The 15,454-nt window shown below is 73.5% G+C and carries 15 protein-coding genes; 6 read left to right on the top strand and 9 right to left on the bottom strand.

All coding sequences use genetic code 11. The features are described 5' to 3' along the window. Positions 1-4 precede the first annotated feature (4 nt). The 6 genes from murJ to trxA all read left to right on the top strand — a co-directional run bounded on the left by murJ (position 5) and on the right by trxA (position 8,342). Positions 5-2,542, top strand: a complete 2,538-nt coding sequence (murJ, locus tag ACF9IK_RS17720) for a murein biosynthesis integral membrane protein MurJ (RefSeq protein WP_395295165.1) — start codon at positions 5-7, stop codon at positions 2,540-2,542. A 316-nt stretch (positions 2,543-2,858) separates the two neighbouring features. Beyond that, on the top strand, positions 2,859-4,769 hold the full coding sequence (locus tag ACF9IK_RS17715) for a protein kinase family protein (protein ID WP_395295164.1): 1,911 nt from the start codon (positions 2,859-2,861) through the stop codon (positions 4,767-4,769). Between the two features lie 44 nt (positions 4,770-4,813). Continuing rightward, a complete protein-coding gene (gene sigM, locus ACF9IK_RS17710) occupies positions 4,814-5,584 on the top strand; it encodes an RNA polymerase sigma factor SigM (RefSeq protein WP_395295163.1) in 771 nt (256 codons plus the stop codon). Further along, a complete protein-coding gene (locus ACF9IK_RS17705) occupies positions 5,581-6,654 on the top strand; it encodes a zf-HC2 domain-containing protein (RefSeq protein WP_395295162.1) in 1,074 nt (357 codons plus the stop codon). The genes sigM and ACF9IK_RS17705 overlap by 4 nt, the downstream gene beginning before the upstream one ends. A gap of 258 nt (positions 6,655-6,912) precedes the next feature. Next, on the top strand, positions 6,913-7,878 hold the full coding sequence (trxB, locus tag ACF9IK_RS17700; RefSeq protein ID WP_395295161.1) for a thioredoxin-disulfide reductase: 966 nt from the start codon (positions 6,913-6,915) through the stop codon (positions 7,876-7,878). Between the two features lie 137 nt (positions 7,879-8,015). Further along, positions 8,016-8,342 carry a thioredoxin gene (gene trxA, locus ACF9IK_RS17695; protein ID WP_238860462.1) on the top strand — a complete coding sequence of 109 codons (327 nt, stop codon included), beginning with the start codon at positions 8,016-8,018 and terminating at the stop codon, positions 8,340-8,342. A gap of 112 nt (positions 8,343-8,454) precedes the next feature. Here trxA and ACF9IK_RS17690 read toward each other — a convergent pair whose 3' ends face one another. From ACF9IK_RS17690 to rpmH, 9 genes are all read right to left on the bottom strand, one after another. Further along, positions 8,455-9,072 carry a GNAT family N-acetyltransferase gene (locus ACF9IK_RS17690; protein ID WP_395295160.1) on the bottom strand — a complete coding sequence of 206 codons (618 nt, stop codon included), beginning with the start codon at positions 9,070-9,072 and terminating at the stop codon, positions 8,455-8,457. A 121-nt stretch (positions 9,073-9,193) separates the two neighbouring features. After that, positions 9,194-10,294, bottom strand: coding sequence for a ParB/RepB/Spo0J family partition protein (locus ACF9IK_RS17685; RefSeq protein WP_395295159.1), 1,101 nt, complete (start codon positions 10,292-10,294; stop codon positions 9,194-9,196). Next, a complete protein-coding gene (locus tag ACF9IK_RS17680; protein WP_395295158.1) occupies positions 10,291-11,301 on the bottom strand; it encodes a ParA family protein in 1,011 nt (336 codons plus the stop codon). The genes ACF9IK_RS17685 and ACF9IK_RS17680 overlap by 4 nt, the downstream gene beginning before the upstream one ends. A 217-nt stretch (positions 11,302-11,518) precedes the next feature. Continuing rightward, positions 11,519-12,391, bottom strand: a complete 873-nt coding sequence (gene rsmG / locus ACF9IK_RS17675) for a 16S rRNA (guanine(527)-N(7))-methyltransferase RsmG (protein WP_395295157.1) — start codon at positions 12,389-12,391, stop codon at positions 11,519-11,521. Between the two features lie 178 nt (positions 12,392-12,569). Continuing rightward, positions 12,570-13,100: a protein jag gene (locus tag ACF9IK_RS17670; protein ID WP_395295156.1), complete on the bottom strand. Its 531-nt coding sequence runs from the start codon at positions 13,098-13,100 to the stop codon at positions 12,570-12,572. 84 nt (positions 13,101-13,184) lie between these two features. Continuing rightward, positions 13,185-14,357: a membrane protein insertase YidC gene (gene yidC / locus ACF9IK_RS17665; protein WP_395295155.1), complete on the bottom strand. Its 1,173-nt coding sequence runs from the start codon at positions 14,355-14,357 to the stop codon at positions 13,185-13,187. After that, positions 14,354-14,725 carry a membrane protein insertion efficiency factor YidD gene (gene yidD / locus ACF9IK_RS17660; RefSeq protein ID WP_395295154.1) on the bottom strand — a complete coding sequence of 124 codons (372 nt, stop codon included), beginning with the start codon at positions 14,723-14,725 and terminating at the stop codon, positions 14,354-14,356. The genes yidC and yidD overlap by 4 nt, the downstream gene beginning before the upstream one ends. After that, positions 14,722-15,150, bottom strand: a complete 429-nt coding sequence (rnpA, locus tag ACF9IK_RS17655; protein WP_238860479.1) for a ribonuclease P protein component — start codon at positions 15,148-15,150, stop codon at positions 14,722-14,724. Before rnpA ends, yidD begins: the two co-directional genes overlap by 4 nt. Before the next feature lie 18 nt (positions 15,151-15,168). After that, positions 15,169-15,306 (bottom strand): 50S ribosomal protein L34, encoded by a 138-nt coding sequence (rpmH, locus tag ACF9IK_RS17650; RefSeq protein WP_030059672.1) that lies wholly within the window; start codon positions 15,304-15,306, stop codon positions 15,169-15,171. Positions 15,307-15,454: the final 148 nt, after the last annotated feature.

The raw sequence follows: 15,454 nt of genomic DNA, 5'->3' as shown, positions 1-15,454 counted from the left end.
TGACATGACCGGGCGCAGCGAGGAGCGGCCACCGGGCCGCGGTGAGGGCCGGCCGGGCGCCGAGTCGCCGTCCGGCGACTGGTACGTGGCCGACACCTACGCCCAGGACCCGTACGCCGCCGAGGCGTACCAGGCCCCGCAGGATGGCCAGGATCCCTACGGCCAGGATCCGTACGGCCTGCGGGCCGACCGGCCCGCCGCGACGCAGCAGCCGGCCGCCGCGTACGACGTGCCGCCGCAGCTGCCCCCGCAGGGCGGCGACTACCCGACGCCGGTGCCGCCGGCCTCCCCGTTCTCCCCACCGGTGCCGCCGGTCCAGCCCGGTTGGGACACCCCGGTGCAGCAGCAGCCGGAGGCGCCGGCCGAGGCCTGGCAGGGGGACCGGGCCGGCTGGGAACGGCCGGCGCCGGTCGGCGGCCAGTGGGGCGGGCCGCGCGAGGAGCAGCAGCAGTGGCAGCCCGGCCCGGCGCACTCCGCCTGGGACTCCGAGACCACCGAGTACGTGGGCGTGGACGCGCTCTTCGGCGGAGCGCAGGCCGCCCCCGCCGGTCCGGTCGCCGAGGCTCCGGCCCGGCCGCCGGCCCAGCAGCCGCTGCAGTCCGGCGCGCCCCAGCCGCCCGCCGCACCGGCCGCGTTCGCCCCGGCCGCGCCGTTCCCGCCGGCCGCGGGGTACCAGGGCGGTGCGGGCGGCCACGGCCACGGCGGCGGCCACCGGAACGGCCCGCAGGGCCCGGACGGGCAGCGCCCGTTCGTGCCCCCGATCGAGTTCGATCCGCCGCTCTCCGAGGAGGAGGCCACCATGCAGGTGGCCGCGGTGCAGCTGCCGCCCGCGGTGGAGCCGCTGGACGAGCTGGCCGCCGAGGAGCACGCGCCGAAGGCGCCCCCGGCGGGCGGCGGCGGCAAGGTCGCCAGCCTCCTCAACTCCAGCGCCATCATGGCGGCCGGCACCCTGGTCTCCCGCGGCACCGGCTTCCTGCGCACCATGGTGATCGCCACCGCGATCGGCATCGGCGTGATGGGCGACTCGTACAACGCCGCCAACACCCTGCCGACCCTGCTCTACATCCTGATCGGCGGCGGCGCCCTGAACGCCGTCTTCGTGCCGCAGCTGGTCCGCAGCATGAAGAACGACGCCGACGGCGGAACCGCCTACGCCAACCGGCTGCTCACCCTGGTGATGGTCGGCCTGGCCGGCGTCACCTTCGTGGCCGTGCTGGGCGCCCCGCTGCTGGTCCAGCTGATCGCCCATCCGCTGATGAAGGACCAGGCGAGCGCCGACACCACGGTCGCCCTGGCCCGGTACTGCCTGCCGACCATCTTCTTCATGGGCATCCACGTGGTGATGGGCCAGATCCTCAACGCCCGGGGCCGCTTCGGCGCGATGATGTGGACCCCGGTCCTCAACAACATCGTGGTGATCTTCACCTTCGGCGCCTACATCTGGGTCTTCGGATCCTTCGGCAACCCCGGCGTCACCCCGGAGACGATCACCCCCGAGGGTGTCCGGCTGCTCGGCATCGGCACCCTGGTGGGCCTCGCCGTCCAGGCGCTGGCGATGGTCCCGTACCTGCGGGCGGCCGGCTTCCACTACCGGCCGCGGTTCGACTGGCGCGGCCACGGCCTCGGCAAGGCCGCCCGGCTGGCCAAGTGGACGTTCTTCTTCGTCCTCGCCAACCAGGCCGGCTACCTGGTCATCACCCAACTGGCCACCTCGGCCGGCATCGCCGCCCACGACTCGGGCCACGACGGCGTCGGCCTGGCCGCCTTCTCCAACGCGCTGCTGATCTGGCAGCTGCCGCAGGCCGTCATCGTCGTCTCGCTGATGAGCGCCGTGCTGCCGCGGCTCTCCCGGGCCGCGGCCGACGAGGACGCCGGCGCGGTGCGCGACGACCTCTCGTACGGGCTGCGCACCACCGCCGTGGCGGTCGTCCCGGCCGCCTTCCTGTTCCTCTCGCTCGGTCCGGCGATCGGCCGCTCGATCTACGCCGTGGGCGGCGGCGAGAGCGTCCTGAACGACGCCACCAACGTCGGCCTGATGCTCTCCGCCTTCGCGCTGGGCCTCATCCCGTACTCGGCCCAGTACGTGATGCTGCGCGGCTTCTACGCCTACGAGGACACCCGGACGCCGTTCTCGAACACCGTCTGGGTGGCGGCCTGTCAGGCCGCCTTCTCGCTGATCTGCTGGCTCACCCTGCCCGCCGAGTGGGTCGTGACGGGCATGGCGTTCGGTTACGGCCTCGCCTACGCCGTCGGAGTGACGGTCGCGGTGCCCAAGCTGAAGAAGAAGATCGGCGGTCTGGACACCAAGCGGATCGGCAGGACCTACACCCGGCTGGCCCTCGCCAGTGTCCCGGCCGCGGTGGTCGGCGTGGGCGTCAGCCTGGCGGTCCAGCAGGTCATCGGCGGCTGGTTGGGCAGCCTGCTCACCCTCGTGGCGGCGGGCGGCCTCCAGCTGGCGGTCTTCGTGCTCGTCGCGAAGAAGCTGCGGATCGAGGAGTTGAACGCCATGCTGGGCATGGTCCGCGGCCGACTCGGCCGCTGATCCGCCGTACCGGCCGGCCCCCCGGCGGACGCCATGACCGGGCGTCAACCGGGGGCCGGAGCCTTCCGCCCCGTCGGGCGAGGGCACACGTCAAGACTGGGCCGCCCTCCGCACCCCGGGTCCTCCCGGGCCGGAGATGGCGGCCCAGTGTCGGATCTGCACCACATCTCTCCACCATCACGCAACCGACCGCCCCTTCCAGCGGTCGTACCCGGTGGGGAAGAGTGGGCACAATTGTCCTGGAGCGCCGAGCCTCGGCCCGTCCGCTCCAGCGACTCTCTCAGGCCGGGGCGACACAAGGGGAGGCAGGACCACGGTGGCTGATGGCACCAAGGCGGTCGTCGACACGTCAGCAGCTGACGGGGCGGCGGACGAGGCCGCACTGGCCGCGGCGATCGACGAGCTCGCCGGCGAGACGGCCCAGCAGTCCCCCGAGGCCGCGCGCAGCGGGACCGCACCGGACGACGAGCCCTCTCCCGCACCCTCCTCGGAGGAGACCTCCGAGATCACTGCGCCGCTCTCCGCCGCCGAGATCCGCGCCGAGCTCGCCGCCGGCGGGGCGAAGGCGGCCGCGGCAGCGGCCCAGGGCACGGCCGCGCGCCCGGCCCGCCCGCCGCAGGACCCGCAGCCCACGCACGACCCGCGCGACACCGGCACCCTGCCGAAGACCCTGCCGGCCCCGCTGCGCCACAGCGGGGACAAGATCGGCAACCGGTACCGGCTGGAGGAGTGCATCTCCCAGACCGAGACCTTCAGCAGCTGGCGGGCGGTCGACGAGAAGCTGCGCCGCGCCGTCGGCGTCCACCTGATGGCCTCCGGCCACCAGCGGGCCCGCCGGGTGCTGGCCGCCGCCAAGTCCGCCGCGCTGCTCGGCGACCCGCGCTTCGTCCAGGTGCTGGACGCCGTGCAGGAGGGCGAGCTGGTCTACGTCGTGCGGGAGTGGCTGCCGCACGCCTCCGACCTCGCCAAGCTGCTCGCCGACGGCCCGATGGAGCCGCACGAGGCGTACCAGATGGTCCGCCAGGTCACCGACGCCGTCGCCGCCGCCCACCGGCGCGGGCAGGCCCATCTGCGGCTCACCCCGCGCTGCGTGCTGCGCACCGACAGCGGGCAGTACCGGATCAACGGCATCGCGGTGGACGCCGCTCTGCGCGGACTGCCCGCCGACGGCGGCGCCGAGGACGCCGAGCGGACCGACACCCGGGCGATCGGCGCCCTGCTGTTCGCCGCGCTCACCCACCGCTGGCCGTACCCGGAGGACCGCTACGACCTCCAGGGCCTGCCCCGGAACCTCCACGCCGTGCCGCCGGACCAGGTCCGGGCCGGCGTCCACAAGGGCCTGTCCGAGCTGGCCGCGCGCGCCCTCTTCGACCGCCCCCCGCACCACGCCCAGCCGATCCGCACCCCGGAGGAGCTGGCCAAGGCGATCGCGCTGATGCCGCGCATCCGGCAGCCCGAGCCCGAGCTGCCCGTCTTCAGCGCCCCGCCGCGGCACAACACCCACGCACTGCCCACCGCGCCCAACCCGACCCGGGTGGTCGCCGCCCCCGGCACCGCCCCGGCCCCCAACCGGCTCGCCCCGACCCGGCGCACCCGCCGGCGGCTGCGCCGCGCGGTCAAGGTGACGGCCTGGACGGTCGCCCTCGGCGCGATCGGCGTCGCCTCCTGGCAGCTGGTCGACAGCCTGCGCCACCCCGGGCCGACCGTCACCGCCACCACCCCTGCGCCGTCCAGCGCCGCGCCGACCGTGCACGCGGCGACCCACACCCCGGTACCGATCCAGGTCAAGGACGCCCAGTCGTACAACCCGCTGGGCGACTCCCCGGAGTCCACGTACCTGCTCCCGAAGTCCTTCGACGGCGACCCCGGCACGACCTGGACGACCAAGGGCTACAACGACCAGTTCGGCACCAAGCCGCCGCTCAAGGAGGGCACCGGGCTGCTGGTCGACCTCGGCTCCCAGCAGTCGGTCAGCACGGTGAACGTCCAGTTCCTCGGGAACACCACCGCCGAACTCCGGATCCCGGGCGCCCAGGCCGCCGCGAACCCCGCCGCGGCCCAGCCCGAGGCCTTCACCGTGGCCGGGAAGAGGAGCGGTACCAGCGCCGAGTTCACCCTGGAGAGCCCGGTCACCACGCGCTACCTCTTGATCTGGCTCACCAGCCTGCCGAAGGATACGGACGGCAAGTTCCGCGCCCAGGTCGCCGAGGTCAGGGTCTTCGGCTGACCGGCGGCCGGGCGAGGACAACGACGGCACCACGAGGGGTGGCAGTGACGGACGGCGCGGACCGGGCGGACGACGACGCGGCGCTGCTCGCCCGGCACGTCGCCGGCGACCGGGACGCCTTCGGCCTGCTGGTGAACCGCCACCGGGACCGGCTCTGGGCGGTCGCGCTGCGCACCCTCGGCGACCGCGAGGAGGCCGCCGACGCCCTCCAGGACGCCCTGGTCTCGGCGTTCCGCAACGCCCACACGTTCCAGGGCCGCTCGGCCGTCACCACCTGGCTGCACCGGATCGTGGTCAACGCCTGTCTGGACCGCGCCCGGCGCACCGCCACCCGCCGCACCAACCCGCTGGACGACGACCCGCAGCGGCTGGACGCCCTGGTGGGCTCCGCCGAGCCGGCCGACTCCCCGGTGGTCCGGGCCGAGGTGCACCGGGAGCTGGCGGCGGCCCTGGCCGAGCTGCCGGCCGAGCAGCGGGCCGCCCTGGTCCTGGTCGACATGCAGGGCTACCCGGTCGCGGAGGCCGCCGAGGTGCTGGGCGTACCCGTGGGGACGGTGAAGAGCCGCTGCGCCCGGGGCCGTGCCCGGCTGCTGCCGCTGGTCCGCCACCTCCGCGAGGACGGCGTCCGCGCGGGCGGCGCTGCACCGGCGGCGGGCGCTGTTTCACGTGAAACCGAGCGGGGGGCCGGCACCTCCGCCCCCGCGCCCCGGGGCGGAACCGCCCCGCCGGGGAACCCGACCGGCGCCCGTACCGTCAGAAGGACGGGCCCGGACACCACCCGGCCGGTTCTGGAAGGAGATGCGAGCACGCGATGACGGCCCCCCTCTCCTCCCCCGAGCCCACCGCGGCGCACCCCTCCGTCGACGAGCTGGCCGATCTGGCCGAGGGGCTGGTCGAGTCCGCCGCCGACGCCGCGGCGCTCCGCCGGCACCTGGACGGCTGCGCCGAGTGCCGCGGGACGGCCGAGGCCTTCGGCGAGGTCCGGGCGCTGCTCGGCGCCGTCGAACCGCCGGACCTGCCCGCCGACGTGGCCGCCCGGCTGGACGCCGCCCTCGCGGCGGCGGTGGCCGAACGCGACGCGGTCGCGCAGGGCACGGCCGGGCACGATGCGGCCGAGCGTCGCGCCGCCGGTGCCGCCGATGTCACCGACGGGCCCGCCGCGGCCCCGCAGACCGCCTGGAAGGCCGTCGTGGGCCCTCGGGCGGGTGCTGCCCCGGCCGTCCCGTCCCGGCCCGTTCCTGACCCCTCCTCGGCGCCCCCCGCCGCGCCCGGGCGCCCGCCCGGACGACCGTCCGGCCCGTCGGCGGCCACCGGACCGGGCCGCGCCCGGCCACGGCGGCGCCGGCTCGGCCTGCTGCTCGGCGCGGCCGCCGTCCTGATCGGGGCCGGCCTCGGCGGCTCGCTGCTGCTCTCCATGCCCGGCCGGACCGCCTCGGACACCGCCGCGGTCTCGGCCGGTGCCCCCGCGGCCGGCACCGTGCCGAGCCCCGCCGCGAGCGCCAGGCCCGCCCAGAGCCCCAAGGCCGAGCAGACCGGCGGCGGCACCGTCTACCGGGACGACCGGCTGGCGGACCAGGTTCGGCACCTGCTCGCCGGCACCGGCCCGACCACCGACGGCCCGGTCAAGCCGGGGTCCTCCCCTGCCGTGACCGGCGGTGCACCGCCCGCCGACGCGCAACCCGGCATCGCCGGCGGCCAGAGCTCCACGGCCTGCCCGGCACCCGCCGACGCCCCGCTGCTCGCCGGCGACCGGGGCAGCTACGCCGGCGCCCCCGCCGAGCTGCTGGTGTACGCGGTGCCCGGCCGGTCCGATCGGGTCGACGTCTACCTGCGCTCCCCCGACTGCGGGCCGGTCCTGGTGCACCTCACCGTCGAGACCCGCTGAGCCCACCGGCGAGCCCTCCACGGCCGGCCCACCGGGACGGGCGGACCGTTGCCTGAATCCCCCGACGGGCATTCCACGGCGGATCGGCGGACCGGCCCCGTGCGATCCAGCCCCGGGGCGCCCGCCGCTCCCACACTGCGGGCGCCTGGTACGGATTCGCCTGGGAATGCGGGAGACTGGTCAGTCGTTGTCCCGGGCGGCGGAGCAGGACCGCCCTCCCCGCACTAGCGCGGGTCGCGATGCGAACCAGGAGATGCAGTGAGCGACGTCCGTAACGTGATCATCATCGGTTCCGGCCCGGCCGGCTACACGGCTGCGCTCTACACCGCCCGTGCCTCCCTCAAGCCGCTGGTCTTCGAGGGCGCCGTCACCGCCGGCGGTGCGCTGATGAACACCACCGAGGTGGAGAACTTCCCCGGCTTCCGGGACGGCATCATGGGCCCCGAGCTGATGGACAACATGCGGGCCCAGGCCGAGCGCTTCGGCGCCGAGCTGATCCCGGACGACATCGTCGCCGTCGACCTCACCGGTGACGTCAAGACCGTCACCGACTCCGAGGGCAACGTCCACAAGGCCCGCGCCGTGATCGTCACCACCGGCTCCCAGCACCGCAAGCTCGACCTGCCGAACGAGGACAAGCTCTCCGGGCGCGGCGTCTCCTGGTGCGCCACCTGCGACGGCTTCTTCTTCCGCGACCAGGACATCGCGGTGGTCGGCGGCGGCGACACCGCCCTGGAGGAGGCGACCTTCCTCTCCCGCTTCGCCAGGAGCGTCACGATCATCCACCGCCGGGACACCCTGCGCGCCTCCAAGGCGATGCAGGAGCGCGCCTTCGCCGACGAGAAGATCCGCTTCGAGTGGGACAGCGCGGTCGAGGCGATCCACGGCGACCCGAAGCTGACCGGCGTCACCCTGCGCGACACCACCACCGGCGAGACCCGCGAACTGGCGGTCACCGGCCTGTTCATCGCCATCGGCCACGACCCGCGGACCGAGCTGTTCAAGGGCCAGCTGGAGCTCGACGCCGAGGGCTACCTCAAGGTCGAGTCCCCCTCGACCCGGACCGGCATCCCGGGCGTCTTCGGTGCCGGCGACGTCGTCGACCACACCTACCGCCAGGCCATCACGGCCGCCGGCACCGGCTGCGCCGCCGCGCTGGACGCCGAGCGCTACCTGGCCTCGCTGGCCGACCTGGAGGCCCAGGCCGCCACCGTCGCGGTCTGAACCCCACCCGACCACCCCGCGGGGTGTTTCACGTGAAACACCCCGCGCGACCCCGCACCCGGCCAGGCCGAAACAGAACGGGCCCGCCCGTTGTTCACCTGGCAGCAGCCCCCTCCGTTCGATCCCGAGGAGTCCCCGTGGCCGGCGCCACCACCACCGTCACCGACAAGACGTTCGAGACCGACGTCCTGAAGAGCGAGAAGCCCGTACTGGTCGACTTCTGGGCCACCTGGTGCGGCCCGTGCCGCCAGGTCGCCCCGATCCTGGACGAGATCGCGGCCGAGCACGGCGACAAGCTGACCATCGCCAAGCTGGACGTCGACGCCAACCAGGCGACCGCCGCGCAGTACGGCGTCATCTCGATCCCGACCCTGATCGTCTACAAGGGCGGCGAGCCGGTGAAGTCGATCACCGGTGCCCGGCCGAAGGCCGCGCTGCTGCGCGAGCTCGCCGAGTTCATCTAGGCAAGTTCACCCAGGTTGCGGCCCGGCTGCGACCGGGACGACCTCAGTGCCGCGAGGGCGGGGCTCCCCACCGGGAGCCCCGCCCTCGTCGCGTACCCACCCGTCTGCCCTCCTAGAACGGCCGGAGCGCGGGCTCCTTGCGGCCTCCGCCGAGGAGCCGCTCCAACGCGACCTCCACGTCCCCGCGCCAGGAGAGCGTGGTCCGGGCCTCCAGTCGCAGCCGCGGATAGCGCTGGTGCGGCCGGACCGTCTTGAAGCCCACCGCGAGCAGGTGCTCCGCCGGGAGGACGCAGCTCGTCGGCTGCCGGCCGACCGCGCCGAACGCCTCGATCGCCTTCACTCCGCGGCCCACCAGATCCTTGGCCACGGTCTGCACCAGCACCCGGCCGAGCCCCTGCCGCTGGTAACCCGGCAGCACCCGGCTGATCATCAGCTGAACCGCGTCCGGCGAGACCGGACTGGTCGGGAAGGACTGCGAGCGCGGCACGTACGCGGGCGGGGCGTAGAGCACGAAGCCCGCCGGGACGTCGTCCACGTAGACGATCCGGCCGCAGGAGCCCCACTCCAGCAGGACCGCGGAGATCCACCCCTCCTTCTCCAGCTGGGGCTTGCCGGACTCCACGGCCGCCCGTCCGCTGACCGGATCCAGCTCCCAGAACACGCAGGAGCGGCAGGTGGTCGGCAGATCCGCGAGGTTGTCCAGTGTCAGCGGAGCGATCCGGCGTCCCATGCCCCGCACCTCCTCGTCCACTCCACAGTCGAGCATTCCCCCCAACGCCGATGGGTGCATGTTTCACGTGAAACACCGCTCACGTGGAACATGCACCCATCGGGTAGCGCCCTCGGCCCGATCAGCCCTGCGACAGCCGGAGCCCGTCCTCGCCCGGTGCCAGGCTGTCCAGGATCCGGTTGAGGTCCTCCACCGAGCCGAACTCCAGCACGACCTTGCCCTTGCCCAGCTTGCCGCCGCGCTGGGAGACCTCCACCTTGACCCGCGTGTCGAAGCGGTCGGAGAGCCTGCTCGCCAGGTCGTTGAAGGCCGGGGAGAGCAACTTGCCCGCCTTCGGCCCGGCCGCCCGTGCCGGCTTCTCCTCGCGGTCCATCAGCGCGACGATCTCCTCGGTGGTCCGCACCGAGAGGCCCTCGGCGATGATCCGCCGGGCCAGCTGGTCCTGCCGCTCGCCGTCCGGCACGCCGAGCAGCGCACGGGCGTGACCCGCCGTGAGCACCCCGGCGGCGACCCGCCGCTGCACGGCCGGCGACAGCCTCAGCAGCCGCAGCGTGTTGGAGACGTGTGAGCGGGAGCGGCCGATCCGGTCGGCCAGCTCGTCATGGGTGCAGGAGAAGTCCCGCAGCAGCTGGTCGTAGGCAGCGGCCTCCTCCAGCGGGTTCAGCTCCGCCCGGTGGAGGTTCTCCAGCAGGGCGTCCAGCAGCAGTTTGTCGTCCTCGGTGGCCCGGACGATCGCCGGGATCCGCTCCAGACCGGCCTCCCGGGAGGCCCGCCAGCGCCGCTCGCCCATGATGAGTTCGAAGCGCTCGGCCGAGACCTGCCGCACCACGACCGGCTGGAGCAGGCCCACCTCCTTGATGGAGGCGACCAGCTCGGCCAGCTTGTCCTCGTCGAAGACCACGCGCGGCTGGCACGGGTTGGGCGTGATCGCGTCCAGCGGCAGCTCCGCGAAGCGGGCGCCGTCCACCGGGGCGAGCTCCGACCCGGCGGACTCCGCCGCCCGGTCGGCCTGCTCCCTCAGACTCTCCGCGGCGACCTTGGCGGCCACCGTGCCCCGTCCGGTCGGCAGCACCGGCACCGCGACCGGCGACACCGTCACGACCGGCGCCGTCGAGCCCGGCGCGGGCGTGGCGGTCGCGGGCTGCGCCGCCCCGCCGGCCGCCGGTGTGGCGGCCGGGATCAGCGCCCCGAGCCCACGTCCGAGACCCCTGCGACCACTCACCGATTGCCCTCCGTCGTGCCGTGCTGTGCCATCGGGGCGCCCTGCCCCGTCTCGCCGCCGCCCTGCGGCCGGCCGTTCTGCTGGCCGTCGCGCTGCTGGCCCACCAGCGAGCCGGCGGCCCCGCCGACGCCCACCGCGCGCATCGCCAGCTCCCTGGCGGCCTCCAGGTAGGAGAGCGCACCGGTCGAACCCGGATCGTAGGTCAGCACCGTCTGCCCGTAGCTCGGCGCCTCCGAGATGCGGACCGAGCGCGGGATCGCGGTGTGCAGCACCTCCTGCTGGAAGTGCGTGCGGACCTCCTCGGCGACCTGGGCGGCCAGCCGGGTGCGCGCGTCGTACATGGTGAGCAGGATGGTGGAGACGTGCAGCGCGGGGTTGAGGTGCGCCCGGACCAGCTCGACGTTCCGCAGCAGCTGACCGAGTCCCTCCAGTGCGTAGTACTCGCACTGGATCGGGATCAGCACCTCCTGGCCGGCCACCAGGGCGTTGACCGTCAGCAGGCCGAGGGAGGGCGGGCAGTCGATCAGGATGTAGTCCAGCGGCTGCTCGTAGGCGGCGATCGCGCGCTGGAGCCGGCTCTCGCGGGCCACCAGCGAGACCAGCTCGATCTCCGCACCGGCCAGGTCGATGGTGGCGGGGCAGCAGAAGAGCCCCTCGACGTCCACCACCGGCTGCACCACATCGGCCAGCGGCTTGCCCTCGACGAGGACGTCGTAGATCGACGGCACCTCGGCGTGGTGGTCGATGCCCAGCGCCGTGGAGGCGTTGCCCTGCGGGTCGAGGTCGATCACCAGGACGCGCAGTCCGTGCATGGCGAGCGAGGCGGCCAGGTTGACGGTGGTGGTGGTCTTGCCCACCCCGCCCTTCTGGTTGGCGACGACGATCACCCTCGCCGCGGCAGGCCGGGGCAGTCCCTCGCCCGCCCGGCCGATCGCCTGGACCGCAGCCTGGGCAGCACGCGCGATGGGCGTGTCATCGATCTGGTCGATGGTCTCCGAGTCCTGCATGGGGCTCAGTGTTTCACGTGAAACCGGAGCGGCAACAGTCGCCGCCCGGCTGCGAGAGAGGATTCCGGAAAGCAGGGAGCGACGTTTCACGTGAAACACCATGCCCGCAATGTCGGATTTCTGACGGTGCGACACTCCGATTGCCGGGTTGTCCCCCGAAACGACCAACGGGCGGGCGGTCCGGAGGACCACCCGCCCGTGTCGAGCATCACCCGCGTCAGCGGCCGCGACGCCGTCCGCCCCGACCGCGCTCGGCACCCCGGGCTGCACCGGCGCTGCGCCCCGCCCGGGCCGCCTTGGCCCGCCGGGTGGCGGCCTTCACCCCGCCCGGGCTCTCCCCGGCCTTGACCTGGACCACCCGGGTCGAGGTCTCCAGGGTGCCCTCGCCGACCGAGATGACCGACCACTCCACTGCGCCGAGCTTGGCCAGCCCGGCCCGCGACTCCGCCAGCTCCTGCTCGGCGCTGTCACCCTTGAGCGCCAGCATCTGACCGTGCGGACGCAGCAGCGGCAGGCCCCAGCCGGCCAGCCGTTCCATCGGCGCCACCGCGCGGGCCGTCACCACGTCCACGGCCAGCTTGCCGACCATCTCCTCGGCCCGGCCGCGCAGCACCGTGACGTTCTCCAGCCCCAGCTCACGGACGACCTCCTCCAGGAAGGTGGTCCGGCGCAGCAGCGGCTCCAGCAGCGTCACCGAGACGTCCGGGCGGGCCAGCGCGACCGGGATGCCGGGCAGGCCGGCCCCCGAGCCGACGTCGCACAGGGTGGAGCCGGGGGGCAGCAGCTCGGCCAGCACCGCGCAGTTCAGCACGTGACGGTCCCAGAGCCGGGGTACCTCGCGGGGGCCGATCAGCCCGCGCTGGACGCCGGCCGTGGCCAGCAGCTCGGTGTAGCGGACCGCGGCGTCGTAGCGGTCGCCGAAGACCTCCCGTGCCACCGGCGGGGCCTCGGTCAGCTCCGCGGCCGCCGCGCCGTCGCCGACCTGGCCCTCACCGGGCTGGTCCGCCTGGGCGGAACCGGCAGGGCCCTCAGCGGCCGAACCGCCGACGCCCGTCACCGGCTCACCGGCAGCCGCGCTCTCCGTGTCCATCTCGACCTCTCCGCTCCCCGGATCCACCGACCCGCTCTTCACACCGTTTCACGTGAAACATCTCCCGCCGGGCCGTGACACCCGGCGAAGGGACGGCGACCCCGCCCGCACGAAGCGGACGGGGTCGCGTCCTCTTGAAGACCGCCGACCGCCGAGGCGGCCGTCGTCGACTCCGGGCTCAGACCGGCAGCACGACCACGCACCGCTGGGGCTCTTCGCCCTCCGACTCGCTGCGCAGACCGGCCGCGGCCACCGCGTCGTGGACGACCTTGCGCTCGAACGGCGTCATCGGCCGCAGCTTGACCTGCTCCCCCGTGCTCTTCGCCTGCTCGGCCGCCTGGGCGCCGAGCGCGGCCAGCTCCGAACGCTTGCGGGCCCGGAAGCCGGCAATGTCCAGCATGAGGCGGCTGCGCTCACCGGTCTCCCGGTGGACAGCCAACCGGGTCAGCTCCTGCAGCGCCTCCAGCACCTCGCCGTCCTGGCCGACCAGGCGCTGCAGCGCGCGGTCGTTGCCGTCACCGACGATGGAGACCAGGGCGCGGTCACCCTCGACGTCCATGTCGATGTCACCGTCGAGGTCGGCGATGTCGAGCAGACCCTCCAGGTAGTCCGCCGCGATGTCGCCTTCCTGCTCCAGACGGGCGATGAGGCCCTCGTCGGCGCTGGCAGCGGCCTCGACCTCGACGGCGGAGGTGGTGCCTTCCGTCACTGATGGACTCCTTCGGGGATGGGCCCGGGTGATGGGCCGGGAACGAGGTTCGGGGGCCGCCGGGACGGTCCGGGTCCGGTCGGGTCAGGACTTCTTCTTCGGGCGCTGGCCGCTCTGACCGCCACGCCGGGGCTGCTGCCGTCCGCCCTGCCGGGCCGGGCCCGACTTGCCGCCGGCGGGTCGGGCCGCGGCGGGCTTGCTGCTGCCGGACTCGGCGGGGACGGCCTGGGCGGACTCGGCAGGAACGGCCTGGGCGGACTCGGCCGGGGCGTCCTTGGTCAGACTCGCGGTCTGACCGGCGCCGTGCTGGCGCTGCGACTTGGTCTGCTTGCGCGGCTGCTGGCGGCGCACGTGCACCGCGTCCTCGACGACGGCCTCGGCCGAGGCGGGAGCCGTCTTCTTCGGGGGCAGCAGGCCCCAGAGGGCGCCCTTGATCACGGTGCCGTCCGGGTTGAGCCGGCCGGCCTTCTTCAGCCGCGCCTGGCGCTCGTCCCAGGCCTTGCTGCCCGGAGTCGGGTTGTTGCGGATGACGATCAGCTGCTGGCCCATCGACCAGACGTTGGTGGTCAGCCAGTAGACCAGCACACCGACGGGGAAGTTGATGCCCATCACGGCGAACATGATCGGGAAGACGTACATCAGCATCTTCTGCTGCTGCATGAACGGCGTCTTGACCGTGAGGTCCACGTTCTTGGTCATCAGCTGGCGCTGGGTGATGAACTGCGACAGCGACATCAGGACGATCATCACGGCGACGACGATCTTGACGCTGACCTCGGAGCTGCCGACGAAGGTCGCGGAGAGCGGGGCGCCGAAGATGTGGGCCTGCTGGGCACTGTCCAGCGTGGCGCCGTCGATGACACCGATCGGCTTGCCGTCGGCGACCTTGGCGAGCACGCCGTAGAGGGCGGTGAAGAACGGCGCCTGGACGAGGATGGGAAGGCAGCTGGAGAACGGGTTGGTACCCGCCTCCTTGTACAGCTTCATCATCTCTTCGGACTGGCGCTGCTTGTCGTTCTTGTAGCGCTCCTGGATGGCCTTCATCTTCGGCTGGATCGCCTGCATGGCCCGGGTCGCCTTGATCTGCTTCACGAAGAGCGGGATCAGGCAGATCCGGATGACGACCACCATCGAGGCGATGGCGAGACCCCAGGCCCAGCCACCGTTCGGGTCGAAGACGTGGCTGTACAGCGAGTGGAACTGGACGATGATCCAGGACACCGCTGTGTACAGGGGATTCAGGAAGGAGAAGGTCACCGGTCAGGCTCCTTGGACATTGGGATCGGCCCCACGGGACCAATGGTCGCCGGGCCCTCGGGGTCCGGACCGGCGGGGGGCGTGGTCACCGGCTGTTCGACGGCGGACCGGCTGTTCAGCAGGTCGCGCAGCCGGCGGTGCCACACCGGGTGCTTGCGCGGCGGGACGTGATCGACCCCGCCCGGCGTCCACGGATTGCAGCGCAGGATGCGCCAGACGGTCAGGCCGCCGCCCTTGACCGCCCCGTGCACCCGCACGGCCTCGTAGCCGTAGTGCGAGCAGGAGGGGTAGTAGCGGCACACCGGACCGAGCAGTGGGCTGATGGTCCACTGGTACACCCTGATCAGACCCATCAGCAGGTACTTCATCGCCCTGCTCCCGTCGGCGCCGCAGCGGCGGGCTCCGCCTTCAGCAATCGCTTCAGCGCCGCGTCCAGGTCACGTTCCAGGTCCTGGTACGAGGCGGACGCGGCCTGGGGCAGCGCACGCACCACTATCAGGCTACCGGCGGGCAGCCTGGACAGGCGATCACGGACGAGGTGGCGCAGTCGGCGTTTGACCAGGTTGCGGACGACCGCCGGACCGACGGCCTTGCTCACGACGAAACCCGCACGCGCCGAAGGAGTCCCCTCGGCGACGTGCGGGCGGGAGTCGCTCGTCCGGTCGGCCTGCGCCCCGGGGTCACCGTCTCTGCTGAGATGGACGACCAACAGGGGCCGGCCGGCCCGGCGACCGCGTTTCACCGCGGTCGCGAAGTCCTGGCGCCGCCGCAGCCGATTCTCGGAGGGCAGCACAACAGACTCTGACGCGGATCAGGCGGACAGGCTGGCGCGGCCCTTGCCACGGCGGGCGGCCAGGATGGCGCGGCCGGCGCGGGTACGCATACGCAGCCGGAAGCCGTGGGTCTTCGCGCGACGACGGTTGTTCGGCTGGAAGGTGCGCTTGCTCACTCGGGGGCTCCTGAGGTGAATCGTAGGATGACGGGGAGTCGCTTGGCCGTCACCGTGCGTCCGCGTGATCTCCCCTGTTACGGAAATCCGGCCCATCGCCCCAGTTCGGCTGGGGTCTGAGGCAATCCACGGCGCCCGTGCTGCGCGC

Origin of the sequence: Kitasatospora hibisci (assembly GCF_043950205.1) — a bacterium.
Classification (GTDB): Bacteria; Actinomycetota; Actinomycetes; order Streptomycetales; family Streptomycetaceae; genus Kitasatospora; species Kitasatospora hibisci.
This window is presented reverse-complemented; position numbering and strand designations above follow the sequence as displayed.